Here is a 25,229-nt window from a genome sequence, read left to right as displayed (position 1 = left end):
TGATCCCATCCCGAACTCAGTAGTGAAACGACGCATCGCCGATGGTAGTGTGGGGTCTCCCCATGTGAGAGTAGGTCATCGTCAAGCTTCTATCCCAAACCCCCGATCCGCTTGCGCGGTTCGGGGGTTTGTCTTTGTGCGGAAGAAATTACCTGCGATGCAGCACTAGGTTGACCAGGTGAACGTTGGAGGCGAACAGCTACCGAGTTGGCGCAGTCGTGGGCGGCCCTGCAAGTCCGTACGGATGGGACGTTTTGCGAGTAGTCCTAAAGATGCTTGGAATGCCAAGCAACCCACCACGGTACGCGGGGCGGCGATCCAGCTTGGCTAGCCGGCCGATAGCATTCGATTAGAATGACTTCTTTATCTGGATAGCGTGCATGTCGACCGCAGGCTGCGTAGAGTGACCACTCCATTGGCGAGTTTTCCCAGCAGATGCCGCGACGGCTCATGTTCCGTCGATATCAACACAGCTGTCGTCGAAACAGGCAGTTGGCGTATTGCCCTAATCGGATGAAACAGGATTTGGCGGCTTGCCTCGTCGCTCATGTGCCATATCCAAAAGTGTTGATAACCTTTTTCTGCATCCGACGGAAAGCGCCCAGGCGACCACTTGCTTGGATGCGATCTACTACCGCCGCCAGGTAAAGCCAGCAGCCCTGCGTCAAGATATAAGTAATTTGGCGAACCACACCTACTGGGACCTTTTAGCGTGAGCTCGCGGTTCAGTTGGTAGGAATTGCGTAGCCTGGCTGTAGGCCGAGCTTGCAGGATCCAGCTTCACGTATCAACCGACGCCCGCGGAAGCGGGCGATGCTTACGCCATCCGCCCATAGTCCGAACTACTCCGGCTGCCAGTGGGATGTTGGCCACGGCGGCATCGAATGCGATGCCCGTAGCAGCAAGAGCGCGCCGAAGGTCGAACAGACCACTTCCACCGGCTCTCGCTCACTCGATTGGGTTCCAGCACAAGGGACTCAGCTATGACCTACGAGAGGCGGATAACTGGCTTACTGAATAAAAAAGCCGCAGATCAACCAAGTTGATCTGCGGCTTTGGGGTTCAACCAGCCCTTACTTGGACAGGTTGTACTCGGCTGCAGCGCCGGTGCCAATCACGCTGGCCGAAGGTAGCAGCTGGCTGATGAAGCGGTTCCAGCGGGTGATATTCGCTGGGCCGACGAACACCACGTCCTGGGGCTGGAGCGGGAAGTGCTTCGCCAGGGCAAACGCGGTAGGCGACTTGGCATTCAGCTGAAATACCTTGGCTGGTTCTTTGGCCATGTCTTCTGCGCCGCGAATGACATACAGCGCCTCGCCGTCGGCGGTTTCCTGAGCGATGCCGCCTGCGGTGCCGATCGCATCCATCAGATTCATGCTGGTTGCCTTGAAGGAAAGAGCCTGTGGCTGCCTGACTTCGCCCAACACGTAGATTTTGCGCTGGTCGTTGTAGGGCAGGTGGAGCTGATCGCCATCCTTCAAGTAAACCTGATGCAGCCAGGAGTCCGGGCGATTGAGTGAGTCGACGTCCAGCATGTACTCGCGACCGTCACGCTTGAGCATCAGGCCGGTGAGGTCGGCGGTTTCGGTGTCGACGCCGGCCTGGCCGATTGCCTGAACGATCGTCATCGGCGCGGTGGTCACCGGAACTTCACCAGCGGTGTCGAATGCACCGGAAACGATTACGCGCTGGCTGCCAAAGCGCAGGATGGAGACGTCGACCTGCGGGCTGTCGATGTAGTTGGTCAGGCGCCGGGCGATGGTCGAGCGCAGCTCTTCGATGGTCTTGCCTGCCGCTTCGACGTTGCCGATATAGGGGTAGAACAGTGTGCCGTCCGGCCGGACGAGGCGGCCGTTGGCGTCGAGTTGCTGCTGCGGACCGGACGGGGCGGTCAGTTCAGGATGGTCCCAGACGGTGATATAGAGCAGATCGTTCGGGCCGATGCGATACGCCGATGGTTTGTAGCTCAGCAGTTCCTGCTTGCTCGACGTACCCGCGTCAGAGGCGAGGTCCCCCTTAAGCATCTCGGGAGTGATTCGGATCAGATGCACGGTGCCGTGTTCCGCTTCGGCGCCTTCGGTGAACTCATCCGGATCGAGATACTGGCCAGGCGCGAAGGCACAGCCCTGAAGCGCCAGGGCGGAAGTCAATGCAAGAGCGGTAAATGCTTTCATGGGTATGTTCATCCTTGACGGAGTGGTTTTTGTTCAAAGAGTGAGACGGCATGTTTCACTGGTCTGGGTAAGGCATCGCGTTCGTTCTGCCTGGCAAAGACGACAGCCAAAATTTCTCTCCTTCTGACCGTTCCTTCCTCGCCGGGTGCGCAGCGAAGAAAGGGTCTGTTTCTGAGTAGCCTCCGCGCTACCAGCGTCGGCGGTTGAAGGGCAGGAATCCCGGATATCTCGGGCGTTAGAAAGCGCTCAAACGACAATGTCGAAACGCCATTCCTGCCATTCGCTTCAGTACGGATAGACCGTCTCGCTTTAGTCTGGTTCAAATCACTTTCGTGTCGTTACGCCAGATTTTTCGATGTTTTCGCTACAGATCCTGATTTATCGGCGCGGCCCGTTGAGTACGATTGCTTTTCTCCCTGCGATAGGCCGGGACGATGAACAGCGCATCGTGAACGTAGCGCCGGACCAGCCGGCGAGGCTCGGAAAGCATGCGGTGCAGCCATTCCAACTTGCAGTTCTGCATCCAGCGCGGCGCCCGCTTGATACTGCCGGTGGCGAAGGAAATGGACGCGCCGATGCAGAAGCCCATGCCTGTACGCTCATGACTTTCGATGGAGCTGGCCAGAATCTCTTGGCGCGGCGCCCCGACGGCATAGAAGACCAGCTCGGAAGGATGTTGGCGGATAAACTCCAGGCAGCGCCTGACTTCATCGGGTCGGTCGATGAAGCCCATCGGCGGGTTGTGGTGATAAACCGTGATTCCCGGATAGAGGTTTCGCAGCTTGGTGCATTCCTCGTTCGACGCGCCGACCAGGACAATCCGCAGCCGCTCGCTATCGGCCCAGCGAAGCAGGTCGATGGTCAGATCGCTGCCCGGAATCACCTCTTCCACGGCCACGCCCAAGCGCTGCAGCAGTGGCATCAGCACTCGGCTATCGCACAGTCGCAGCCGGGCTTTCGAATAGGCTGCGCGCAGTGCCGCGTTGTGCTGCAGCTGAGCAAGGTGGTCCACGTTGGGCGTCACCACGAACGAGTAAGGCTGTTTCACCCCCTCGCGGACAGCGGCGAGCAGAGCCGCCTTGCTACCGGTGTAGAAGGACACGCCGAAGGCATGGTTCGTATCATTCGACACGCATCGTTACTCCCTTGAAAGCGCCCTTGATGCCCGACCATGCGAGGCCGGGATGGTTGAATTCCTTCATGACGGTTATCGCCGACAGGAAACACGCCGAGGCCAGCGCGAACGGCGCACCGTAGAAGCGTTTGTTGAAGCGCGTGGCCGCGCGATTGCGGTAGTAGTGGTAGAACGCCGAGCGCCCGCCCGAACTGAGCGAGCCGTAATGGAACAACCGGCTCTGCGGTACGACCTGGATGGAGACGCCGAACTTCTTGGCGTGGTATTGCCAGTCCACTTCCTCGGAGTACATGAAGTAGGCCTCGTCCATCATGCCGATGCGCGCGAGTAGGGCCGCGGAGAACGCCAGGCTGCACCCCATCAGGTAATCGGGCTTTTCCCGGGTTTGCTGCATGGCTTCCAGGGTCTGGTCCTTGCCGAGCAGCTTCGCCTTGCCCAGCAGTGGATAGAGCTTGCCGCCGCCGTAACACTCCAGACGGCCGCTATCGGCGCTGAGGATCACCGAGCCGACGAACTGGTTGTCGTTCTGCTTCAGCGCCTGCAGCAATGGCGCAAAGGCATCGGAGTCGACGTAGGTGTCATTGTTGACGATCCAGAAATACTCGGGCTGTAGGTTCTCCAGCGCCCAGCGCAGGCCGTAGTTGTTGCCGCCGGCGTAGCCGTTGTTCTGCGGGTTGGCGAGAACCGTGACGTTCTGCAGGCCCCGGTCTTCGCGCCACTGAGTGAAGGCCGCGAAGGAGCCGTCCTGCGAGTCATTGTCGATGACCACCACATGGTCGACCGCCGGGCAGTGCGCGAGCAGACTCTCTACGCAACTGATCGTTTCAGTAGCAGCTTTGTAGTTGAGAATAAGTGCGACGTTCATGGATTCGTTCCTGGCTGCGGAGGTGGCGAGCTTTCAAGGCGTGGATGACAAAGAGCATGGCGATGACGGGTTGCCCGTACTCCATCAGGCCATTGAGCGGCCAGATGACGAAGTACGCGAGCATGACGGGGTAGATGAAACTCATGTCCGGACTGATGTTCTTGGCGATCCGGCGATAGATCATCAGCGTCAGCGGAATCACCAGAAAAGTCAGGAAGCCGAAGCGGAATAGCGTGCCGATGATTCCGACGTCGGAAAGGAAGAAGTGTTCCCCGAAGTAGGGAATGAAACCGTCCTGCCACATCAGCGACAGCGAGCCGCTGGGCAGCCAGTTGACGATATCCAGATGGTTCATGATCGCCGCGATGGTGATCGAGCGCGCACCGTCCTCCACGCTTTCCAGCGAGCTGTCGTAGAACTCGACATTGAGGCCCAGGAGCTCGAGCAGGCTCGGGTAGAAGTAGAACGGCGACAACAGGATGGTCAGCGAAGCGGCCCAGATGATCGCCTTCGCGCGTAGGCAGAACAGCGTGAATGCCAGGCAGAGCACGATCAGCTGGCGAGTCTGGGTGGCGAATACCAGCGTGAGCAGCAGTAGGGCGGCCAGCACCAGATACAGCGTCTTGCTGCGCGCGGCACCGGAGATCGGCGAGGCGCCCTTGGACCAGATCTGGATGCAATAGAAGTAACCGAAGCAGATCAGGAAGGGGCCGATGGACGAGCGGTCCGGGCGGTCATCCGAGCGCACTTCCGGGCGCATATCTGGAATCACGCCGAACTTGAAGCACCATGAGAAGAACGCGGCGAACAAGGCGGCGTAGATGAAGGCGCGCTCGAACTGCAGCGTGCTGACCCGTTTGGAAAGAAACAGCACGGGCGCGAAGCCCAGGCAGAACAGCACGCGCCGCTCTTCGATCAGGCCGTAGACGATCGGTTGCCCATACGTGAAGTACGCGAAGACCGCCGGCAATACCCAGAACACCACCATGCTGTACAGGCAGTAGTACATCAGGACGCGGAATTCGCGCGGTGCCTCTTCTGCCGAAGCGAGCACCAGCAACAGCGCGAAGATGATGCAGATCGCCAGGTACAGCTCGTTCACCCCCTTGAGACCGTAGGGATTGTGCGGGCTGTCGCCGAACACGGAGAAATGCAGCACGATCACCAGGAACAGCAGCGGGAAATAGAAGAAGCGCGAAGTGAATGTGTTCATCAACCTGAATCCTTAGGTTTGAGGTCCCTGTCCGCAGGGCCGCTTCATGCGGACTCCAAGGTCCGCCGCTTGATCTTCTTGCGCCGTACCAGCAGGCCGGTGAACGCCTTGAAGCTCTGGTAGAGACCGATTTCTCTGATCCCCTTGCCCAGCTCGAACCCCTTGTAACTGGGCGTCTTGAGCATCAGCAGCTTCATGGCCCACAACCGCGGCAGGATCGTGGTGCGCCGGTAATACTGGAACGGCTGGATCGCGAAGATGCCGGCCGTATCGAAAGCTTCCGCTTGGACAACGCCATCGGTCTCGGCGTTGCGAAATAATTCGCGCCCCTTGTCGGTGCGGATCAGAATCAGCGAATTGCCGTCGCGCTCCTCGAACGACGGATAGCCTTTTTCGTCACCCTCCCAGCCGTCCGCGCAGACGATATCGGCGAACTCGCCGATGCCGTCCGGGCAGATCTTGCAGCGCGTCTGCAGGTGGCGGTTGAGCACCTTTCCCCAGGAGTCGTTGTAGGTCATGGTGCGCGCGTCACCGTTCTTCAGCGTCGCCTTGGTCAGCCCCGGCCAGCCGTCGCCGCGGTACCGGAAGCTGGTGACGTCCTCGCGCTCGACACCGAGCTGGTCCAGAACCTGCTCGGTACCGTGCAGGCTCGGCGTGCCGGCGCACATGAACGAGACCACGTAGGGGATGTTCTGCTTCAGGCGCGGGTCGTGCGCCTGCATCTGCCGTACCGCGGCCACATCGCAGGGTTTGCCGATGAACAGGTACTTCTCGGTGGACATCGCCACCCACTTCAACGCCTGAGCCGGCGAGGCCGGCGCGTAGCGCGAACCCGACGAGGCGATGATGTTCTGCCGCGAGCGACTGATGGTGGCGACGTTTTCCAGCGGATCGGTTTGCGACGCCTGGATCTGGATCACCCCATCGACCAGTTTCTGCTCCAGGCAGTACTGCGCCAGCGCCGAAATCACTCCGCCTGAAGAGCCGGCCTGGCGCACTTCGTTGTCCAGCGCGTGGCCCTTGAGCGTCTCGAGGATCTCGCCCCACACCGGGTGATAGTTGGCCGTTTTGTATGGACGGATATCAAGGTTGAGTGCCGGGCAGGACTTGGCGAAGGCGCTGCTGGCCTCCTCGCTGGCAATCGACTTGCCCGCATAGGCCTTGTTCAGCACCGGGCGGTGGTAGCCATCGGCGTTCAGCCGGATCTGTACGGCATCGTCCGAGGCAACCGAGCTGCACATGCCGCAGCCGCTGCACAGGTCGTTCTTCAGGACGCGATTCAACAAAGCTTTCATACCAGCCTTCCCTTGAGCTGCGGGACGCGCGCGAAGCGGTCCCGGTGTTTGACGATGCCGGTCATGCGTTGCGCTGCCTGCGGTAGATGTTCTGCACCGCATAACCGTAAATGAGGGTCAGCACCGCCATGCCCAGAGTGGACACCCAAGGTGCTGCTTGTATCCCGTGGCCGGGAATGAAAATCCAGTAACAGGCGACCGTGATCACCCCGGAGAAGATGATTCCGAAGGTGCGCAGGAAGCCGGTGCCCATCGCCATCAGCTGCACACCGAGGCCCGCGGCGACGAAACGGGCGAAGGTGAAGCAGGCGAAGGCCAGCCACAGCGTGTTGAGCTCGGCGTAGCTGGCGCCGAGGAAGTAATCGGTGAACAGCGGACCGATGAAATAGAAGGCGAGGGCGAATATCAGGCCCATCGCGACGTACTCGCCGAGGATGCGCGCGCCGTAGCGCACCAGTTCGCGGCTCTGGTTGTGCAGCCGGTAGGCGAAGCGCGGGATATGTACGCTGGCCAGCAGCACGCTGAACGGTACCGCGCCCTGCAGCAGGCGCGAGCCGGCAAAGTAGATACCTGCAGCCTCGCGTCCGGCCAGGTGGTTCACGAGGATGACGTCCAGTTGCGCGAAGATGTTGGTAGCGCCACTGTCCACGGCAAAGCTGGTCGAACTCTTGAAACGTTCGGCCAGCACCTGCCAGGAATTGCGCACGATGCCCGCCAGATGGACGATCTTCGCCAGCGCGCGCAACGCGCCGGCCGCATAGATCAGGCGCGAGACCAGGAACGCCAGGCCGATTGCGACCACATCGTTACGCAGCACGATGGCCAGCCCGATCAGCACGAAATGGATCAGTGCGGTGACGACCACAATGCGCGTCTCGCGCTGGAACTGACCGATGCTGCGAAACACCGTCAGCGCCAGATCGCCATACGACGAGGCCAGCGTGCCGAGCAGGAACAGCACCGAGGCCACGCGCTCGGCCATGCTCAGGTCCAGCACGAACAGAATCACCGGCAACAGGAGCACGCACGCCGGCAGCACCAGCAGCGTCTTCGCCGCCAGGCTGGCCGACATGATCGCTCCGGCACGCTCGCGCTCGGCGCCGATGTCGCGTAGCGCGCGCATGCCGAAGCCGTAGTCGGTCACCAGCGCGACGATGGTCGACCAGGTGATGACGATCGAGATGAACCCGAAGTCAGTGGGGCCGAGCGTCCGTGCCAGGATCAACAGCGTGCCCAGCTGCACGGCAGTTCGGGCCGCCGTGGTGACTCCCATCAGGGCGTGGTCGCGCATGCTTATCTCTGGTACGCGGGCTGGCCCTGGTTCAGCGAAACCAGGATCTGCTCGAGCCCGAGGCTGTAGGCATCGAGCTTGCGGCGGATGATCGCGCCGCTGGCGGCGACTTCCGCTTTCAGCTGCTCGCGGTTGTCCAGGTGCTCCAGCACCGCTTCCAGTGCGCTGGCGGTCGACTCGGTCTTGAGGTCCACCACGCGGTGGTAGTCGAGCGACTGGTAGAGCCCGGAGAATTTGCGGCTATAGGCCAGCGGCACCACCGGCACGCCGGCAGAGAAGGCTGCGATGGTTGCGTGCATGCGCGCGCCGACGAAGAAGTCCAGCCCGCTGATGTACGACTTTGCCTCGATCGGCCCCTTGAAGCGCGGCGCCAGTTTCAGCTCCGGATAACGCTGCTGCAGTTGCAGGGATACCGTGTAGTCGTCTTCGGCGGGAAAGCCGATGGGGATCACGTGCGGCACCAGATGCACCTCATGGCCGCGTGCCAGCAGCGCGCGGATCAGCTCATCGGTGAGCTGCTTGTAATCGGCACGCAGGCCGAACTGGTTGGCGCTGCCTTCGTAGCCGCCGTGATGCAGCAGCGCCGAAACGCTGATGCCGATGGCCAGCCGGTCCGGCTGACGCTCGCGTACCTGGCGCTCGAAGGGAAGGTGGAAGGCGACGTCGATCACCTCGTCACGGTTAACGATGCCGAGCTGCTTGAGCACATCGAACGACTGGTGATCGCGGGCGAACACCAGCGTGCTCTTCTTCATTACCCAGGCCGACGCCTTGGTGCCCCAGCCCGACTTGAACGGGCCGATGGTCTGCGGCGAGAGGATCAGCGGCACCCGTGCACCCAACGCCATGCCCTTGCTCACCAGCAGCTTGATCAGCCGCTTGGCACCGTAGATATCGGAGAAGCTGTCGCCCTCGCCGATATCGAAGATCGCGTCGCACGAGGCGATCGCCCGGTACAGGCCGTGCGGGTTCTTCAGCAGGTTCTGCTCGTTGAACTCGATGAATTCGTACTTGAAGCGCTCGGTCGACGGCGGGTAATCGCAGGGGCCCGACGAGCCGATGATGAGGAATTCAGGGGTGATGCCACATTTACGCGCCGCCTCGTCGATCAGCAGCATGTTGGAAATGCTCAGCGCGCCGACGCCGAGATTGCCGGAAGAGAACGAGTGCCAAAGCAGTCCGAATTTCATGTTGATCACTCCAGAAAAAGTCAGGGCCGGTTAGCGGGCGCGGGGCCGATGGCCGTGCAATCGTTAGCGAGGTGCTTGCGCATGAGCGCCATCTGCGGGCGGTCCTGGCCGTTGCGCGGCTCGACCGCCAGCTTGTAGCGGCCCCAGCCCGGGCCGCCGGCCCAGTAGGCACTGGGTATGCAGTGTTGGTTGAGGTAGGCGAGCAGGTTGTCCATGGCCACCGCCGCCTCGGGGTTGTCGTCGGGAATCCCGTATTCACCGAGAAAGCCCTTCTGGCCGTGCTTCTGCAGCCATTCGACGAATGGCCGGGCGCGCTCCACGCCGAGCATGGGGTCGATCTTGCGGCTCTTGCCCGGCAGGTACTTGCCGGAGAAGTCCTCGTCGAAATACAGGTGCGCTTCGTAGACGATGCGCCCGGCCGGATCGTCGATCAGCAGGTTGGCGTTCACCAGTGGCCAGTGGTAGGCGCTGGCCCAGCGCTCGCCCTCGATGAAGATCAGTGTCTGCCCGTCCACCTCGCGGATGGCATCGACCGCCGCCTGCGCCGCGCCGGGCCAGAGCCCGACGGTGCCATGCGGTTCGTTCATGATGTCGTAGCCGTACAGCGCCGGATGGTCCTTGAAGCGCTCGGCGAGCTTGCGCCAGACGTCGGCGTACGCGGCGTAGGGCACCGCTGCCGAACCGATCAGCTCGCCCTGATAGCGGCCGTAGTTGTGCATGTCGAGGATGACTTTCTGGTCATGCTGCATGGCCAGGTCGAGGGTCTTCTTCAGCAGGCGCACCTGGTCGAAGTTCAGCCCTTCGCCCTGGCGGTGCTGCACGCGCTCCCAGAGGAACGGGAAGCGAATCAGGCGGATGCCTTGCTGACGGTAGTAGGCGAAGTGCTTTTTCTCGGGATAGAAGTAGTGCGTGCCGTTCTTGCCTGGCACGACGTGCGGTGCGAAACCGGCGCCGGACAGGTTCACGCCGATCAGGTCGATACCGCGCTGCGCGTCCTCGGCCGCCTGCACGGGCAGGGCCACGAGCAGCAGCGCAGCGAGGGCGGCAGCCAGTCGTGTCGCCTGTTTCGGTCGCTGGCGGAAGTGGAGCGTCATTGCGTTGCACCTGTCGATCGGCAAAAGGAGGTCCGCCGAGGCACGCAGCCTCGCAGCGGGGAACGGGAAAATTGGGCCGGCTATGCGGCGCGGACAGGCACCGCAGCCCTCAGGCCGCGGTGCCGTTGCGTCATTTGCTGCTTACGTATTCGTACTGGTAGTAACCGTACTCGCCGTAGGTGGAGGCTTTGCGGATCACTGCGTTGAAGATCACGCCCTTGACCAGCAGGCCGTTCTGCTCGAGGCGGCGCTTGGCGGCCTCGATTTCCTTGATGCCGTTCATGCCGTAGCGGGTGACCATCAGCGTGGTACCGGCCTGGCTGCCGACCAGCGCGGCGTCGGTGACAGCGAGGATCGGCGGCGTGTCGAAAATCACCAGGTCGTACATGGTGCTGATTTCTTTGACGAACCGCGCGAAGTTCTCGTGCATCAGCAGTTCGGACGGGTTCGGCGGCAGCTGGCCGTGACTGATCACGTGCAGGTTGTTCAGCTGGGTCTTCTGGATCGCATCGAACAGGGTGATGCGGCCGGAGAGGATGTCGGACAGGCCCTTTTCGCCGTCGGCGCGCATGACCTTGTGCAGGTAACCCTTGCGCATGTCGGCGTCCACCAGCAGCACGCGCTTGCCGGACTGGGCGATGACCGCGGCCAGGTTGGTGGTGACGAACGACTTGCCGACCGCCGGGCTCGGACCGGTGATCATCAGCACGTTGTTCTTCGCCTCGATCATCGCGAAGTGCAGGCTGGTGCGCAGGCTGCGCATGGCTTCGGTGGCGAGATCGGCCGGGTCGTTGACCGTCAGGAGGTAGGAGGCCGTGCTCTTGTCGCGCTTGAAATTGGCCAGGCGCTTCTCCAGACCGGCCTGCTTCTCGCTGAACGGAATCGCCGCGTAAACCGGGGTGCCCGCGCGCTCGATGTCTTCCGGGTTCTCCACGCCACGCTTGAGTGCTTCACGCACGTAGACGAACGCCACGGCGAGCAGCCCGCCGAGCAAGGTGGCGACGATGACCACCAGCGGCTTGTTCGGCTTGACCGGGTTTTCCAGGTCGGCAGCGGCATGGTCGATGATGCGCACGTTGCCCACGGTGCCGGCGCGGATGATGTCCAGCTCCTGGGTCTTGTTCAGCAGCATCGAATAGGTTTCCGACGACACTTCGACGTCGCGGTTCAGGCGCAGCAGCTCCTGCTGGGTCGACGGCAGCGTGCCGATCTGCTTCTCCAGTTCAGCCTTCTGCGTCTGCAGCTGGTTGATCTGGTTGATCAGTGCCTGGAAGTTCGGGTGCTGCCGGGTGAAGCGGCGCTCCATCTCGGTACGCTTGAGATTCTGCTCGGAAATCTGCGCTTCCAGATCGACGATGCGGTCGAGTACCGACTGGGTTTCGGCGGTGATGTCGACGGTCTTGGAACCGGTCTGGTACTTGTTCAGGGCGGTCTGAGCAGCTTCCAGCTGCTTGCGCACAGCCGGCACCTGCTCGTTGAGGAACTCCAGGCTCTGCGTGGCTTCGGCCGCGTTGCGCGCGACGTTCTGCTCGACATAGCGCTGCGCGACTTCTTCGAGCACGCGGACCGCTTCTTCCGGGTCGGTGTCCTCCAGCGTCACGTTGACGATGCCGGACTGCTTGCCGTGCTCAGCCGCGGACAGACGCTGCTGGTAGCTTTCGGTGGTGTTGTAGGTGCGGTTCTTGATCACCGTGAAGGTGGTGCCGGGACGGGCGATCAGCTTTTCCACGTTGACGCGGAATTCCTCGGTTTCCACCGGCTCGCCGACCACGCCCTGGACCACGACTTCGTCGTCCGGGTCGCGCAGGATGAAGCCGTTGTTTTCCGCTGCCTCCAGAACCAGTTCCTCGCCGTGCAGCTGGTCCGGCACGTCCAGCTGAGTGATCTTCAGCTGTTCGCCACCCCAGGCGTACGACTCGAAGCCGTCCGGGTACCAGCCCAGCTCGCCTTCTTCCTTGGGCTCGAAGCGGCGAGCCATGAAGCCGCCGATGATCGGGAAGTGATGCGGCTCGATGATGATGTCCAGATTCAGGCTTTGTACCGCGCCACCAACCACCGAGCGCGATTTCAGCAGGGCGATTTCGGTCTGTGCCGGCGAAACCGGCGGATTGGTGTTGACCACGTCGGTCAGGCTGGGCAGGCCGTTCTTCGGTTCGATCTGGATCATCGCGCTGGCGAGATACACCGGGGTCGACAGCAGCGCGTAGGCGATGCCCAGCGCGGCGAAGAAACCGGTGATCCCCATGATCAGCGCACGGTTGTTGAGGAAGGTGTCAAAGAGGTGGGCCAGGTCGATGTCCTTGTCCTCTTTGGTTTCATAGATCGGGCGGGGCATGGTTGTCATCGAAGTTCCTTCTTCTTATTTCAGGTAAGGAAGCCAGCTTTCGACGGCTTGCGTCAGAAGCGTGTGTACGTGTTCAAAGGCGGGCCGGGACTGGCGATAGGGATCGGGGATCTCTAGCTCGTCCTGCCACTTGCCGATCAGGAATGTCTTGCCATGCACTTCCGGCGCGATCTGGCGGATATGCTGGATATGGCTGTGTTCCATCGCCAGGATGAGGTCGGCCTCGTGCAGCATGTGACTGTCGACCTGGCGGGCGCGGTGGGCGGTGAAGTCCAATCCGTGCTCCTGCAGTACGTCATGCGCGGTTTTGTCCATCGGGTTACCTACTAATGCACCGATACCTGCCGAACCGATCGTCAGGCCTTGTCCGCTGAGTCTGTGGGTCAGCAACGCCTGCGCTGTGGGGCTGCGGCAGATGTTTCCGACACAGACGATCAAGATGTTTTCAAACATGTGCGTTCCGCCTTTCCGGCTGGTTGCCGGCCACGGCGGAGCCCGCCGGTGCTGAACGCCAAAGTGAGATAGTGGTGGGATTCATTAGTTCCTTCCTGCCGCGCCCGCCGCGCCATGGGCATCGCTGCCCATGAAACGCGGCCCGGCGGGCGCATGCGGATCAGTAGACGTCTTTGTTGAAGAGCAGCGCCGGAACGGTGCGAAAGAGGATGTAAAGGTCGAACCAGACCGACCAGCGTTCGATGTAGTCCAAGTCGTACTCGACGCGTTTTTCGATCTTTTCGAGGGTGTCGGTTTCACCGCGATAGCCGTTGATCTGCGCCCAGCCGGTGATGCCCGGCTTGACCCGGTGGCGTGCCGAGTATTCGGCCACGGCATCTTCGAACAGCACGCCGGCGGCCTTGGTGGCGGTCGCGTGCGGACGCGGACCGACCATCGACATGCTGCCGAGGAACACATTGATCAGCTGCGGCAGCTCGTCGAGGCTGGTCTTGCGGATGAAGCGGCCGACGCGGGTGATGCGGTCGTCGTGGCGCGTGGTCTGGCGGTCGGCGTTGGCGTCGCTCTTCTCGTGGTACATCGAGCGGAACTTGAACACCTCGATCAGCCGGTTGTTGTAGCCGTAGCGCTTCTGCTTGAAGAACACCGGCCCGCGCGAATCGAGCTTGATCGCCAGCGCGATCAGCAGCATCACCGGCGCGGCGGCCAGCAAGGCGATGCTGGACAGCACGAGGTCTTCCAGACGCTTGAACAGCGGCGACCAGCCGCGCAGCGGCAGGTCCGAGGCGATCAGCGTGGGCAGACCAGCGACTTCGGTGATGCGCTTGTTGGCGTGGCGGAAGGCGACCATGTCCGGCACCAGCAGCACGTTGACCGGAAGCTTGCGCAGTTCATTGATGACCTGGCCGATGCGGCTGTCAGCGAACCAGGGCAGGGCAACCAATACCTGAGTGACCTTTTCCTCGCGGATCATGCGCTCCAGGTCCCGGGTGTTGCCCAGCAGCGGCAGGTTGCACAGCTCGTTCGGCAGGCGCTCCAGGCGGTCGTCGATGAAGCCGAGCACGCCGGTGCGGATGTCGCGGTTGTGCTGCAGGTATTCGGCGACGCGCTGGCCGTTCTCCGTGCCACCGAGGATCACCGCGTTCTGCAGATACATGCCGCGCGCCATCAGACGGCGGAACAGAGCGAGCATCGCCAGACGCTCGGCACCGAACAGCACCGCGCTGGTGACGAACCAGAACGCCAGATGCTCGGTGTCCAGGTAGCTGAACAGGCCCATGCCCTGGTGCATGAAAATCAGCAGGCTGAACGCAGCGGCCCAGGCCAGCAGCATGATGCGAAAGCGCAGCAGGGTGCTGAACACTTCTTCGCTGTAGATGCCGACCGATTGGAAGATAACGATGCTCAGCACCCCGAAGAACATCAGGAATGCACTGAACGCGCCGCCACCGGCCGGCAGGTCCTGTAGGAACATCAGCAGCAGCAAACCCGGCAGAATGGCCGTCAGGCCGTGGATCAGGCGGACGCTGGCGAGAAAGTAATCGACGAAACTGGGGTGAGCGTACTCAAGTGTTCCCACGGACTGTAAACGCATTACAAGGCTCCCTTCCTCAGCTACTACGGCTGGTCTTTGCTCGTTTCGAATCGCCGCGGCACGCACTGCCTGATGGCAGGCGGCTATCGCAACCTCATTTAGGACAATGGCTCCGACCGTCCTCGGTGAAATGAGTTCATTGGCTCGCGAGGCTCCGCCAGGAATCTGTAAAAAATCTGTTCTGTCCTGTAACTCGTTGATTTTCATGGGGTGTCGCTATTCCGGCGCACCCTCGAGGCTGCGCCGGAGCGGCGTGGGCTGCCGACCGGTGGCCGCACCTATCGAAGTTTTGGGTTAATCCCGAACGAGCCGCCGGCTACAACTTTCCACCGGCGCGACAGGTCTGATCTGCGTATCCGACAAGAAGGAAGCGCTTTCATGAGCCAGCCCAAAGCCTTGCTCATCCTGCATGGCAAGCAGTCGCTCAATGACGAGGTGCGCACCGCCGTGGACCGGCAGCGTGAACTCGGCTGGGACCTGGCCGTGCGCGTCACCTGGGAGGCCGGGGATGTCGAACGGCTGGTCTGCGAGGCGCTCGATGCCGGCCATCGCCTGCTGATTGCCGGCGGTGGCGACGGCACGCTGCACGAAGTGGCCGAAGCCATGCTGCGGCATCCAGCCGACGCCAGTCTGGCGTTGCTGCCGCTGGGCAGCGCCAACGATTTTGCCCGCGCCGCGGGAATTCCCTCGGAGCCCTTCGACGCGCTTGGGCTGCTGGACCAGCCGGCAGTGGCGATCGACCTCGGTGAAATGAACGGCAGTCCATTCGTCAACATGGCCACTGGCGGATTCGGCTCGAAGGTCACGGCCAACACCTCGGAAGATCTCAAGCGCGTGCTCGGCGGTGGTGCCTACCTGCTGACCGGGCTGACGCGCTTCGCCGAGATCCATTCCGCCTATGGCCGTTTTCGCGGGCCGGATTTCGAGTGGGAGGGCGACTTCCTCGCGCTCGGCATCGGCAATGGTCGTCAGGCTGGGGGCGGACAGCTGCTCTGTCCACAGGCGCTGATCGATGACGGCCTGCTGGATGTCTGCATCGTGCCGGCCCCGGAAGATGCCGTGGGCACGCTGGGTACGTTGCTCAGCGGCGGATTGCGTGGCGTCGAGGCGGTCTCGGTCAACGCGCGGCTGGCGTGGCTGGAAGTCGAGGCGCCGGAGCCGATCGACATCAATCTGGATGGCGAGCCGGTAGCCCAGGCCAACCTGCATTTCCGCGTGCGACCCGGCGCGTTACGCATGCACCTGCCGGCGGATTCGCCGCTGCTGCGGCAGGATTGAGCCGCTGCGCGGACGGGCGAGGACGGATCTGGCGGTCGATTTCACCAGCGGATCGACATCGTGCTTAAAGGGCGCGGCAATGTGGCCGATATCACGATATCCACTTCGTCCAAGGAGCCCGCAATGGCCGGCATTCTCGATTCAGTCGATCAGCGCACCCGCTTGGTGGGCCAGAACCGGCTGGAAATCCTCATGTTCCGCCTGTCCGGGCGGCAGCGGTTCGCCATCAACGTGTTCAAGGTGCAGGAAGTCGTCCAGCTGCCGAAGATGACGCTCATGCCGCATCGTCACAGCTCGGTATGCGGGGTGGTCAACCTGCGCGGCCAGACGCTGCCGGTGATCGATCTGTCGCGCGCCATCGGGCTGCGTCCGCTGGTGCCGGACGAGCGCAGCACCATCATCGTCACCGAGTACAACCGCACGGTGCAGGCCTTTCTGGTCGGCGGCGTCGACCGCATCCTCAACCTGAACTGGGAGGAAGTGCTGCCGCCGCCGGGAACCGCCGGACGCCAGCATTACCTCACGGCGATCACCAAGGTCGACGACGAACTGGTCGAGGTCATCGACGTGGAGAAGGTCCTGGCCGAGATCGTCCCTTACAGCACCAGCATTTCCGCCGATCGCCTGGCCGATCCGCTGCTCGAGCGCGCGCGCGGCCGCGAGGTGCTGTGCGTCGACGATTCCAGCGTCGCCCTGGCACAGCTGCGTGAAACACTGACCCAGCTCGGCCTGACGATCCATACCGCCAGCGATGGCCTCAAGGGCCTGAATCAGCTCAAGGCCTGGGCCGACGCCGGCGAGGTGCTGACCGACAAGCTGCTGATGGTCTTCACCGATGCCGAAATGCCGGAGATGGACGGCTACCGGCTGACCACCGAGATCCGCCAGGACCCGCGCATGCGCGATCTCTATGTGGTGCTGCACACCTCGTTGTCGGGCAGTTTCAACCAGGCGATGGTGCAGAAGGTCGGCTGCGACAACTTCCTCTCCAAGTTCCAGCCGGAGAAGCTGGTCGACGTGATCCGCGAGCGTCTGCTGCGCGACGAACCGGCCTGATCCGCTCTGCTATGCTGCTGCGCTTTCCGCTCGCTGGAGGCGCAGCATGCACCTGTCCTCGCTGTACCGTTTCCCCCTCAAATCCGCCGCCGGCGAATCCTTGCAGCGCTGCGCCAGCGACTCCCTCGGCCTGATCGGCGATCGACGCTGGATGGTGGTCGCGGCCGGTACCGGGCGCTTCCTCACCCAGCGCGCGGTGCCGCGCATGGCGTTGCTGCGTGCGCACTGGCAGGGCGATACGGCGTTGCAGCTGGCGGCGCCGGGCATGCCCGAGCTGCTGGTGAGCGTGCCGGGTGACCAGCTGATGCGCTGTGTGCAGGTCTGGAACAACCACCCGGTGGTGCCGGATGCCGGTGAAGCCGCAGCCGCCTGGCTGTCGGATTTTCTCGGCCAGGCCTGTCGTCTGGTGTACCTGCCGGAGGATTACGGCATCCAGGTCGACCTCGACTATGCGCGACTCGGCGAGAACACGGCCTTCAGCGACGGTTTCCCCTTTCTGCTGATCGGCCAGGCCTCGCTCGATGACCTCTGCGCACGCGTCGGACGGCCGCTGGAGATGCTGCGCTTTCGCCCGAATCTGGTGGTCGCCGGCGCCGCGCCCTATGCCGAGGATGACTGGAAGCGCATCCGCATTGGCGCGCTGACCTTCCGCGTGGTCAAGCCCTGTTCGCGCTGCGTGATTCCGACCATCGACCCGCACACCGCCGAGCGCAGCGCCGACAGTGAGCCGCTGGCGACACTGCTGGGCTATCGCAAGCGGGCGGGCGGGGTGTTCTTCGGCCAGAACCTGATCGCCGAAGGCCGCGGGCCGCTCGAAGTCGGCATGCCGGTGGAAGTCCTCGAATGATTCGGTCGGCGCGGCGCTTGCTGCCGCTCCGGCTTCGCCTTACTGATTCTCGAAATAGCGCTCGTGCCACTCCACCAGCGGCTGTGGCGCGTTGAGCTTCTGCCCGTAGATCACCGAATAGGTGAGCACGTTCTGCACGTACTGGCGGGTCTCGTCGAACGGGATGTTCTCCACCCAGACATCGAACGACAGGTGCCCGGCATCGCGCAGCCACTGCCGCACGCGGCCGGGGCCGGCATTGTAGGCGGCCGAGGCCAGTACGCGATTGCCGTTGAACTGCGCGTAGATCTGGCTCAGATACGCCGCGCCGAGCTGGATGTTGACGTTCGGGTTGAGCACCTGCTGCGGCGAGGACAGCGGAATGCCGAAGCGGCGCGCGGTTTCCTTGGCCGTGGCGGGCATCAGCTGCATCAGCCCGCTGGCACCAACGTGCGAACGCGCATCGGCCATGAAGGCGCTTTCCTGGCGAGTGATGGCGAACACCCAGCTCGGATGGATTTCCCGCGCCTTCGCTGCGTTGACCAGCGTGCTGCGGTGCGCCATCGGGAAGCGGATGTCGAGGTCATCCCAGTACTGTGCCTGGCTGATGCTGCGGATCGCCGGAAAATACCAGCCCATCTCGTAGGCCAGTCGCGCCTGAGCCACCAGTTCGTCACGGCTGAACAGTCGGCTGACGTGATACCACTCGCGCCGGCCATCGACGATCTGCCCACGTGCGTGGAATTCCAGCGCGCGGCGGATGCCGGCGGTGTTGCGGACCTTCTGTACCAGCTTGGGTGGCAAGGCCAGTGGCTGGTGGTTGAGCTTGTACGGCGCCTGTATGCGATCGGCCGAGAGGAAGCCGTAGAAGTCGCGTTCGGCGGCGACCGGCTGGTACAGCGAGATCGCCTGCGGGCTCTGCGGCTTGGCCAGTTCCAGGCTGCGCGCCTGCCAGTAGCGCCAGCGGTTGCTCTTGGCCAGCTCGTCGGGGAAACGCTGGGTCAGCGCATAGACATCTTCCCAGCGGCCCAGGCGCAGCAGCAGGCGCGCCCGCCATTCGCTGACGGTGTTGTCGCGCAGCTCCGGGTCGTACTCGGCCATCACCTGCAGCGCGCGGCTGTCGAAGCGCTTGGCCAGCGTCAGGCCGATCTGCCGGGCGATCGCCACCTTTTCTTCGGCGGAGAAGGCGTGGCGCCGGGCATAGCCGTCGAGCAAGGCCAGTGCCTTCTCCGGGTCCTGGCGGGCGAGGCGGCGCAGGCCGATGGCGACCACGTCGGCCATGGCCGGATGGCTGCCGGAAAAACGCGCGGTCTGGCTCAGCATCTGCGGCTTCTGCGCGACCTCGACGAGTAGCTCGCCGTGGCCGCGCAGGCTCGACAGGTTCTTGCTGAGGAAGCTGGCCAGCCCGTAGTTGCCGGCCTCCACCGCGAGCTTGGTGCGTTTCCAGCGGCGCTCCTCGGTGAGCCCGCCCTTGGCGGTCCATTGCGTGAACAGCACGTCGCAGGCTTCGGGCTGCGATTTGCCGACCAGCCAGAGGCGCTCGGTGGTGGCATCGCCTTCAGGCAGGCCGCGGCCGAGCTGATACTGGCCGAACAGGCAGTCCAGCTCGGTGAAGTTCAGCTTCGGATCGTAGTACTTGAGGAACGTGGGCCAGTCGCCGCGCGCTGCCAGAAGACGCAGCCAGCGCAGTTTCATCCAGCTGATCTGCGGCAGGTCGCCGTGTTCGGCGAGAAACTTCTCGATCTCCGCGGTGCTCGCGGTCTTGAGCCGAGCGGTCAGCTCGTCGTAGGCCAGGTACGGTTCCAGCGGATAGTCGCGCAGTGCGCTGGCGTGGCGCCGGTACGGTGCGCTGTCGCCCTTGGCCAGGGCGCGCTTGGCTTCATCGTAGAGTTGGCGCTGCTGAGTCAGGCTGGCGGCCGAGACATCCACGGCCAGCGTTGAAAAACACAGGCAGAGCAGCAGGTTGGAGAGTCGACTGCGCATGAGACTTCCGGGAAGAGGCGGGTGTATTACGGCGCTAGCTTAGCCTGCCGGGACGGCCAGTTAAATGCGCTTTGGACGAGTGCCGGGAACTATTGCGCGGCGTCTGGCCGAAGCTTGCGCGAGCTGCTCCGGATACGCCTTCGGGATGGGCGTATCCGCGGCCGGCAGGCGCGCATCTGCTAGACTGCGCGCCCTGTTTTCCGGAGGTAGTCATGACCCTGCTCAAGTTCACCGATGTATCCCTGGCCTATGGCACCACGCCGCTGCTCGACGGCGTGTCCTGGCAGATCGCGCGGGGTGAGCGGGTCTGCATCATCGGCCGCAACGGCACGGGCAAATCGAGCATGCTGCGCCTGGTCAAGGGCGATCGCAGTGCCGACGACGGCGAGATCTGGCGCGCGCCGGGGCTGAAGATCGGCGAGCTGCCGCAGGAGCTGCCGCGCGCCGATGACCGTACGGTGTTCGATGTCGTTGCCGAGGGCTTGGAAGGCGTCGGCGAACTATTGGCCGAGTACCACCACCTCAGCCTGAACATCCAGGACCAGGCCGATCTCGACAAGCTGATGCACGTGCAACAGGCGCTGGAAGCCAAGGATGGCTGGCGCCTGCAGCAGCTGGTCGAAAGCACCCTGAGCCGCCTGCAACTGCCGGCCGACCGAACCCTGGCCGAGCTTTCCGGCGGTTGGCGGCGGCGCGTGCTGCTGGCCCAGGCGCTGGTTTCCGAGCCCGACCTGCTGCTGCTCGACGAGCCGACCAACCACTTGGACATCGGCGCCATCGCCTGGCTGGAAGAGGCGCTGACCGGCTTCAACGGGGCGGTGCTGTTCATCACCCACGACCGGGCGTTCCTGCAGAATCTGGCCACGCGCATCCTCGAACTCGACCGTGGCCATCTGATCGACTGGAACGGCGACTACGCCAGTTTCCTGGTGCACAAGGAGCAGCAGCTGGCGGCAGAGGAAACCGCCAATGCGCTGTTCGACAAGAAGCTGGCCCAGGAAGAAGTCTGGATTCGCCAGGGCATCAAGGCGCGCCGTACCCGTAACGAGGGCCGCGTGCGCGAGCTGAAGGCGCTGCGCGTCGAGCGCAGTCAGCGCCGCGAGCGGCAAGGTAAGGCGACTTTCCAGCTGGAAAGCGCGGACAAATCCGGCAAGCAGGTGATCGCTGCCGAGCAGGTGAGCTTCGCCCATCCGGGTGGCGAGCCGCTGATTCGCGATTTCTCCATGGTCGTGCAGCGTGGCGACCGGATCGGTCTGCTCGGCGCCAACGGCACCGGCAAGACCACACTGCTCAAGCTGCTGCTCGGCGAGCTGCAGCCGACCGCGGGCAGCATCGAGATCGGCACCAAGCTCGAAGTGGCGTATTTCGACCAATTGCGTCACCAGCTGGAGCTGGAAAAGACGGTGATCGACAACCTCGCCGAGGGGCGCGAATTCATCACCATCGACGGACAGAACCGGCACGTGCTGAGCTACCTCGGCGACTTCCTGTTCAGCCCGCAACGTGCGCGCACGCCGGTCAAGGCGCTGTCGGGGGGCGAGCGGGCACGCCTCTTGCTCGCCAAGCTGTTCAGCAAGCCGGCCAACCTGCTGGTGCTGGACGAGCCGACCAACGACCTCGATGTCGAGACGCTCGAGCTGCTCGAAGAGGTGCTGCTGGGCTTCCCGGGTACGGTGCTGATGGTCAGCCACGACCGGGCCTTTCTCGACAACGTGGTGACCAGCACGCTGGTGTTCCAGGGCAACGGCGAGGTGCGCGAGTACGTCGGCGGTTATCAGGACTGGCTGCGTCAGGGTGGTTCGCCACGCCTGCTTGGGGTGGGTGAAGCCGCCGAAAGCAAGGCCAGCGCCCAGCCGCGGACGGAGCCTGCGCCTGTGGCACCGGCGGCTGCCGAATCGGCACCGGCGAAGAAGAAGCTCAGCTACAAGCTGCAGCGCGAGCTCGAGGCGTTGCCGGGGCAGATCGACGCAGCGGAGCAGGCTATCGCGGCGTTGCAGGCGCAGGTGTCCGATCCGGCGTTCTACCAGCAGCCAGCCGAGGTAACGGGCGCGGCACTGGCGCGCCTGGAAGCAGTGCAGCAGGAGCTCGATCGGCTGCTGGAGCGCTGGGCCGAGCTGGAGGACTGAAACGGCCTCCACGGGCGCCGGTCGTGCTTGAAGATGTCCGCAGCGCGCAGCGGGCTTCCTGAGGTGGATCAATACCTTACGGAAGCCTGCTGGTTAAGTTCGCTGCGGTTTGCAGTCATGACGATGGAGCATTGATGGCTATTGAATACCGCATCACCCTGGATGATGAGCACGATTTCAGTTACCGGATCGAACTGGATCGCGCCTACGACAAGGAAGCTGCCGCGCGGGCACCGAAGTGGACACGCCTGGAGCATCAGCGTTGCAGCAATTGTCCGTTGAGTCAGAACGAATTCAGCCATTGCCCGGCGGCGGTCGACCTGCACCGGGTCATCGAGGACTTCCAGGGCCTGCCCGCGATCCAGAAGGCGCTGGTCTGGGTACGCACACCGGAGCGCGAATACACCAAGCTGGTCGGTCTCGAAGAGGGCCTGCGGGCGTTGCTCGGGGTGATCATGGCCACCAGCGCCTGTCCGGTGCTCGGCCGGCTCAAGCCGATGGCCCAACAGCACCTGCCATTCGCCAGCAATCGCGAGTTCGTGCTGCGGGCGGTGTCGCTGTACCTGGCCCGTCAGTATTTCAACCTGCGTGAAGGGCGGCATGCCGACTGGGAACTGCGCGGGCTGGTGCGTTCGTTCCAGCAGCTGCAGCTGGTCAATCAGGCATTCTGGCAGCGGATCTTCGACACCTGCGAGGGTGACAGCAACCTCAAGGCGTTCCTCAGCTTCTTCTCGATGGCTTCGAGCCTGACCTACTCGCTGGAAACCCAGCTGCAGAAGATCCGCCCGCTGGTGATGAGCGCCGGCGAGGGAGCCGAAGCGCTCTGAGCGGGACTTGGCCCGCTCAGGCCGACTCGATCAGTCGACTTTCTTCAGGCGTACCGCGAGCACATCGCATGGCGCGCCATGCAGAATGTCGTTGGCCGTCGAGCCGAGCAGCAGCGCCAGCCCGTGGCGGCCGTGGCTGCCGACGACGATCAGGTCGCACTGCTGTTCCTTGGCCAGCCGATGTACTTCCTGACGCGGCTGACCGTAGGCCAGGTGGCGCTGCTCCGGCGTGAGGCTGGGGTAGATATCGGCGAAGCCGTCCATCCGTTCGCGGGCTTGGTCGAACTGCTGCTGTTGCAGCATCGACAGGTCCATCGGCACGTCGCCGCCGAAGGCCATCGCCATCGGTTCGATGATATGCACCAGCGTCAGCGTGGCGCCGGTAGTGGTGGCCAGGGCCTGGGCTCGCGCGACTACCGCGTGGCACTCGTCGGTCAGGTCGACGGCGACCAGAATGTGCTGGTAGGGCATGATGACTCCTCCTGAGCGGGTCGGCCTGGGCAGTGCGGTGGGCCGACGGGGTTGGCATTGAACCGATGTATTGAAGGGTTTATACGGCGTTGCCGATGGCTTCGCCAGTGCCCGTTGCGCCGCTCAGGGCGCGCCGGACTGTTATCATGCTGCGTCGCGCCAGCCGGTCGGTCCGGCAGGCTCACCGAGAGAATTCCGATGTCGATGCCATACACCGATTATTCCCTGGCCTGGGCCGTCTACGGCGTGGCCGCGCTGGGCTGTCTGCTGGTCTGGTTCCGCGCGACGCGCTGGATGTGGCGCTGGCTGCGCGAGCCATTGCGGTTGCTGGCGGCGATCCTGCTGCTGACGCCGACCATTGTCGATCCCGCCAAGGAACTCTTCGCCCCCGCCGTGGCCATTACCGCAATGGACGTGTTGCTCAAGGTCGGCAACAACGCCTGGCGCGCGGTAGCCGATCTGGCGCTGTACGGCCTGATCGCGTTCGCGCTGTACCTGTTGCTGGTGGCTATCCGCTGGCCGCTGGAGCGGCGCAAGCGCGCCGACAGGCCGACCGCCGCGCCCGATGACGATCCGCGTACCCTGCGCGAGCGCATGGCCGACGACGAGGATGACGACTATTTTCCGCAGCCGGGTCGCCGGGTGCGAACCGAACCGCGCCTGTAATACCTTCGCGTTTTCACGGGGAATCAACCTATGTGCGAATTGCTCGGCATGAGCGCCAATGTCCCCACCGATATCGTCTTCAGTTTTACCGGACTCATGCAGCGCGGCGGCCGGACCGGCCCGCACAAGGATGGTTGGGGCATCGCATTCTACGAAGGACGCGGCCTACGGCTCTTTCAGGACCCGGTGGCCAGTTGCGAGTCGGAAGTGGCGAAGATGGTCCAGCATTATCTGATCAAGAGCGAGGTGGTAATCGGCCACATCCGCCATGCCAATGTCGGCAGGGTCACGCTGGCCAACACCCATCCATTCATGCGCGAGCTGTGGGGGCAATACTGGTGCTTCGCGCATAACGGTCAACTGAGCGATTTCGTCCCCTCGGGCAGCTTCTACCGGGCGGTCGGCGAGACGGACAGCGAGGCGGCTTTCTGCGATCTGCTCAACCGCATCCGCTCCGACTTTCCCGAGCGCGTCGAGGCCGAGGCGTTGCTGCCGACGCTGCTGGCGGCCTGCCGGCATTACCGCAGCAGGGGCGTGTTCAACTGCCTGCTGAGCAACGGCGAATGGCTGTTCAGTTTTTGCAGCACCAAGCTCGCACAGATCACCCGGCGCGCGCCGTTCGGCCCGGCGCAGCTGAAGGATGCCGAGCTGACGGTGGACTTCCAGGCCGAGACCACGCCGCGCGACGTGGTGACCGTGCTCGCCACCGAGCCGTTGACCGACAACGAATGCTGGACCATCCACGAACCCGGCCAGTGGAGCCTGTGGCGGCGCGGTGAGTGCGTCGCGCAGGGGCGGGACGTCGCATGCTGAGGAGCTATCTGCGCCTGCTGCTGTTCGCCTTCGGCCTGCTGGTTGGCGTGCAGGTGCCGGGCTTCATCGACGCCTACGCGCAGCGCGTCGAGGCGCACCGGCAGGAAGCGCAGCGCGGCCTGCAAGGCTTTCGCGATACCGCGCAGCGCTTCTTCGACGGCGATCTGAATGCGCTGGTCGAGCACTACCGTGCCAGTGACGATGCGGTGATCCAGAGTGATGCGCGTAGCCTGGAGGCGCTGGTGCAACGCCTGCGCCTGCTGGATCGCGAATGGCAGGCCATGCAGCAGCCCTGGTTCGTGCGCAGCTGGCACGTGCTGCTCGGTGCCGATGCGGAACTGCGCCGGGAGACGCTCGCCGGCTACCGCTATCAGGTGCTGCTGGCGCCGGAGGCGATTGCCTGGGGGCTCGGATGCGCGCTGCTGCTGGCCTGGCTGGTGGAAAGCGTATTGTTGGCGCTGAGCTTTCCGCTGCGCCAGCGTCGGCGTCGCCATCGCCTGTATCGCTGAGCGGGCGCGTCATTTCGCGACCCGCC

General features: G+C 63.4%; 21 protein-coding genes and 1 rRNA gene. 9 read left to right on the top strand and 13 right to left on the bottom strand.

Going from position 1 to position 25,229, the window contains the following annotated elements:
• Positions 1-87, top strand: a 5S ribosomal RNA gene (rrf, locus tag U8L64_RS01040); the annotation flags it as partial.
• A 986-nt stretch (positions 88-1,073) separates the two neighbouring features.
• On the opposite strand, the gene U8L64_RS01035 is transcribed toward rrf, so the two are convergent.
• The 11 genes from U8L64_RS01035 to U8L64_RS00985 form a co-directional block, all read right to left on the bottom strand.
• Positions 1,074-2,174, bottom strand: a complete 1,101-nt coding sequence (locus U8L64_RS01035) for a polysaccharide biosynthesis/export family protein (RefSeq protein WP_008566939.1) — start codon at positions 2,172-2,174, stop codon at positions 1,074-1,076.
• A gap of 364 nt (positions 2,175-2,538) precedes the next feature.
• Positions 2,539-3,306 (bottom strand): WecB/TagA/CpsF family glycosyltransferase, encoded by a 768-nt coding sequence (locus U8L64_RS01030; protein WP_043299536.1) that lies wholly within the window; start codon positions 3,304-3,306, stop codon positions 2,539-2,541.
• Entirely contained in the window at positions 3,296-4,174 is an 879-nt protein-coding gene (locus U8L64_RS01025; RefSeq protein ID WP_077682511.1) for a glycosyltransferase family 2 protein, read from the bottom strand. Before U8L64_RS01025 ends, U8L64_RS01030 begins: the two co-directional genes overlap by 11 nt.
• Entirely contained in the window at positions 4,134-5,387 is a 1,254-nt protein-coding gene (locus U8L64_RS01020) for a hypothetical protein (RefSeq protein ID WP_043299538.1), read from the bottom strand. The genes U8L64_RS01025 and U8L64_RS01020 overlap by 41 nt, the downstream gene beginning before the upstream one ends.
• Before the next feature lie 44 nt (positions 5,388-5,431).
• Positions 5,432-6,682, bottom strand: a complete 1,251-nt coding sequence (locus U8L64_RS01015; RefSeq protein ID WP_333392863.1) for a Coenzyme F420 hydrogenase/dehydrogenase, beta subunit C-terminal domain — start codon at positions 6,680-6,682, stop codon at positions 5,432-5,434.
• 61 nt (positions 6,683-6,743) lie between these two features.
• Positions 6,744-7,973 carry an oligosaccharide flippase family protein gene (locus U8L64_RS01010; RefSeq protein ID WP_054095176.1) on the bottom strand — a complete coding sequence of 410 codons (1,230 nt, stop codon included), beginning with the start codon at positions 7,971-7,973 and terminating at the stop codon, positions 6,744-6,746.
• 2 nt (positions 7,974-7,975) lie between these two features.
• Positions 7,976-9,163 carry a polysaccharide pyruvyl transferase family protein gene (locus tag U8L64_RS01005; RefSeq protein ID WP_043299541.1) on the bottom strand — a complete coding sequence of 396 codons (1,188 nt, stop codon included), beginning with the start codon at positions 9,161-9,163 and terminating at the stop codon, positions 7,976-7,978.
• A gap of 20 nt (positions 9,164-9,183) precedes the next feature.
• On the bottom strand, positions 9,184-10,257 hold the full coding sequence (locus U8L64_RS01000) for a glycoside hydrolase family 5 protein (protein WP_333392859.1): 1,074 nt from the start codon (positions 10,255-10,257) through the stop codon (positions 9,184-9,186).
• Positions 10,258-10,387: 130 nt separating this feature from the next.
• Positions 10,388-12,601, bottom strand: a complete 2,214-nt coding sequence (locus U8L64_RS00995; RefSeq protein WP_333392857.1) for a polysaccharide biosynthesis tyrosine autokinase — start codon at positions 12,599-12,601, stop codon at positions 10,388-10,390.
• 15 nt (positions 12,602-12,616) lie between these two features.
• A complete protein-coding gene (locus U8L64_RS00990) occupies positions 12,617-13,054 on the bottom strand; it encodes a low molecular weight protein-tyrosine-phosphatase (protein WP_333392855.1) in 438 nt (145 codons plus the stop codon).
• Between the two features lie 160 nt (positions 13,055-13,214).
• Complete coding sequence (locus U8L64_RS00985; protein WP_077682517.1) at positions 13,215-14,648, bottom strand: undecaprenyl-phosphate glucose phosphotransferase; 1,434 nt, start codon at positions 14,646-14,648, stop codon at positions 13,215-13,217.
• 378 nt (positions 14,649-15,026) lie between these two features.
• On the opposite strand from U8L64_RS00985, the gene yegS reads away from it, so the two are divergent.
• The 3 genes from yegS (at position 15,027) to U8L64_RS00970 (ending at position 17,829) form a co-directional block, all read left to right on the top strand.
• Entirely contained in the window at positions 15,027-15,926 is a 900-nt protein-coding gene (gene yegS / locus U8L64_RS00980; protein ID WP_333392851.1) for a lipid kinase YegS, read from the top strand.
• Between the two features lie 123 nt (positions 15,927-16,049).
• The gene (locus U8L64_RS00975; protein ID WP_043299547.1) at positions 16,050-16,982 is read left to right on the top strand and encodes a chemotaxis protein CheV; all 933 of its coding nucleotides are present in this window, start codon (positions 16,050-16,052) and stop codon (positions 16,980-16,982) included.
• A gap of 46 nt (positions 16,983-17,028) precedes the next feature.
• Positions 17,029-17,829: an MOSC domain-containing protein gene (locus U8L64_RS00970; protein ID WP_333392848.1), complete on the top strand. Its 801-nt coding sequence runs from the start codon at positions 17,029-17,031 to the stop codon at positions 17,827-17,829.
• A gap of 39 nt (positions 17,830-17,868) precedes the next feature.
• Here U8L64_RS00970 and U8L64_RS00965 read toward each other — a convergent pair whose 3' ends face one another.
• A complete protein-coding gene (locus tag U8L64_RS00965; protein WP_333392846.1) occupies positions 17,869-19,791 on the bottom strand; it encodes a transglycosylase SLT domain-containing protein in 1,923 nt (640 codons plus the stop codon).
• A 212-nt stretch (positions 19,792-20,003) separates the two neighbouring features.
• Here U8L64_RS00965 and U8L64_RS00960 point away from each other — a divergent pair, with 212 nt between their 5' ends.
• Both U8L64_RS00960 and U8L64_RS00955 read left to right on the top strand, forming a co-directional pair.
• The gene (locus U8L64_RS00960; RefSeq protein WP_333392844.1) at positions 20,004-21,917 is read left to right on the top strand and encodes an ATP-binding cassette domain-containing protein; all 1,914 of its coding nucleotides are present in this window, start codon (positions 20,004-20,006) and stop codon (positions 21,915-21,917) included.
• A gap of 134 nt (positions 21,918-22,051) precedes the next feature.
• A complete protein-coding gene (locus U8L64_RS00955) occupies positions 22,052-22,744 on the top strand; it encodes a DUF6901 family protein (protein WP_333392842.1) in 693 nt (230 codons plus the stop codon).
• A 30-nt stretch (positions 22,745-22,774) separates the two neighbouring features.
• On the opposite strand, the gene U8L64_RS00950 is transcribed toward U8L64_RS00955, so the two are convergent.
• Positions 22,775-23,215: a universal stress protein gene (locus U8L64_RS00950; protein WP_008566959.1), complete on the bottom strand. Its 441-nt coding sequence runs from the start codon at positions 23,213-23,215 to the stop codon at positions 22,775-22,777.
• 198 nt (positions 23,216-23,413) lie between these two features.
• Between U8L64_RS00950 and U8L64_RS00945 the strand changes: the two genes are divergently transcribed.
• The 3 genes from U8L64_RS00945 to U8L64_RS00935 are packed head-to-tail and all read left to right on the top strand — an operon-like array spanning position 23,414 to position 25,203.
• Positions 23,414-23,881 (top strand): hypothetical protein, encoded by a 468-nt coding sequence (locus U8L64_RS00945; protein WP_054095185.1) that lies wholly within the window; start codon positions 23,414-23,416, stop codon positions 23,879-23,881.
• Positions 23,882-23,911: 30 nt separating this feature from the next.
• On the top strand, positions 23,912-24,694 hold the full coding sequence (locus U8L64_RS00940) for a class II glutamine amidotransferase (protein ID WP_043299553.1): 783 nt from the start codon (positions 23,912-23,914) through the stop codon (positions 24,692-24,694).
• A complete protein-coding gene (locus U8L64_RS00935; protein ID WP_043299554.1) occupies positions 24,688-25,203 on the top strand; it encodes a DUF2937 family protein in 516 nt (171 codons plus the stop codon). Before U8L64_RS00940 ends, U8L64_RS00935 begins: the two co-directional genes overlap by 7 nt.
• Positions 25,204-25,229 lie beyond the last annotated feature (26 nt).

Origin of the sequence: Pseudomonas sp. FIP_A4, from assembly GCF_036701605.1 — a bacterium.
GTDB classification, from domain to species: Bacteria; Pseudomonadota; Gammaproteobacteria; order Pseudomonadales; family Pseudomonadaceae; genus Stutzerimonas; species Stutzerimonas phenolilytica.
Note: the sequence above shows the minus strand (reverse complement) of the source record. Positions and strands in the feature narration are given on the sequence as shown.

What these genes read in the sequence shown, in the direction of transcription:
- U8L64_RS01035 (WP_008566939.1), bottom strand. Translation starts at nt 2,174, where the DNA reads ATGAAAGCATTTACCGCTCTTGCATTGACTTCCGCCCTGGCGCTTCAG.
- U8L64_RS01025 (WP_077682511.1), bottom strand. Translation starts at nt 4,174, where the DNA reads ATGAACGTCGCACTTATTCTCAACTACAAAGCTGCTACTGAAACGATC.
- U8L64_RS01020 (WP_043299538.1), bottom strand. Translation starts at nt 5,387, where the DNA reads ATGAACACATTCACTTCGCGCTTCTTCTATTTCCCGCTGCTGTTCCTG.
- U8L64_RS01015 (WP_333392863.1), bottom strand. Translation starts at nt 6,682, where the DNA reads ATGAAAGCTTTGTTGAATCGCGTCCTGAAGAACGACCTGTGCAGCGGC.
- U8L64_RS01010 (WP_054095176.1), bottom strand. Translation starts at nt 7,973, where the DNA reads ATGCGCGACCACGCCCTGATGGGAGTCACCACGGCGGCCCGAACTGCC.
- U8L64_RS01005 (WP_043299541.1), bottom strand. Translation starts at nt 9,163, where the DNA reads ATGAAATTCGGACTGCTTTGGCACTCGTTCTCTTCCGGCAATCTCGGC.
- U8L64_RS01000 (WP_333392859.1), bottom strand. Translation starts at nt 10,257, where the DNA reads ATGACGCTCCACTTCCGCCAGCGACCGAAACAGGCGACACGACTGGCT.
- U8L64_RS00995 (WP_333392857.1), bottom strand. Translation starts at nt 12,601, where the DNA reads ATGACAACCATGCCCCGCCCGATCTATGAAACCAAAGAGGACAAGGAC.
- U8L64_RS00990 (WP_333392855.1), bottom strand. Translation starts at nt 13,054, where the DNA reads ATGTTTGAAAACATCTTGATCGTCTGTGTCGGAAACATCTGCCGCAGC.
- U8L64_RS00985 (WP_077682517.1), bottom strand. Translation starts at nt 14,648, where the DNA reads ATGCGTTTACAGTCCGTGGGAACACTTGAGTACGCTCACCCCAGTTTC.
- yegS (WP_333392851.1), top strand. Translation starts at nt 15,027, where the DNA reads ATGAGCCAGCCCAAAGCCTTGCTCATCCTGCATGGCAAGCAGTCGCTC.
- U8L64_RS00975 (WP_043299547.1), top strand. Translation starts at nt 16,050, where the DNA reads ATGGCCGGCATTCTCGATTCAGTCGATCAGCGCACCCGCTTGGTGGGC.
- U8L64_RS00970 (WP_333392848.1), top strand. Translation starts at nt 17,029, where the DNA reads ATGCACCTGTCCTCGCTGTACCGTTTCCCCCTCAAATCCGCCGCCGGC.
- U8L64_RS00965 (WP_333392846.1), bottom strand. Translation starts at nt 19,791, where the DNA reads ATGCGCAGTCGACTCTCCAACCTGCTGCTCTGCCTGTGTTTTTCAACG.
- U8L64_RS00960 (WP_333392844.1), top strand. Translation starts at nt 20,004, where the DNA reads ATGACCCTGCTCAAGTTCACCGATGTATCCCTGGCCTATGGCACCACG.
- U8L64_RS00955 (WP_333392842.1), top strand. Translation starts at nt 22,052, where the DNA reads ATGGCTATTGAATACCGCATCACCCTGGATGATGAGCACGATTTCAGT.
- U8L64_RS00950 (WP_008566959.1), bottom strand. Translation starts at nt 23,215, where the DNA reads ATGCCCTACCAGCACATTCTGGTCGCCGTCGACCTGACCGACGAGTGC.
- U8L64_RS00945 (WP_054095185.1), top strand. Translation starts at nt 23,414, where the DNA reads ATGTCGATGCCATACACCGATTATTCCCTGGCCTGGGCCGTCTACGGC.
- U8L64_RS00940 (WP_043299553.1), top strand. Translation starts at nt 23,912, where the DNA reads ATGTGCGAATTGCTCGGCATGAGCGCCAATGTCCCCACCGATATCGTC.
- U8L64_RS00935 (WP_043299554.1), top strand. Translation starts at nt 24,688, where the DNA reads ATGCTGAGGAGCTATCTGCGCCTGCTGCTGTTCGCCTTCGGCCTGCTG.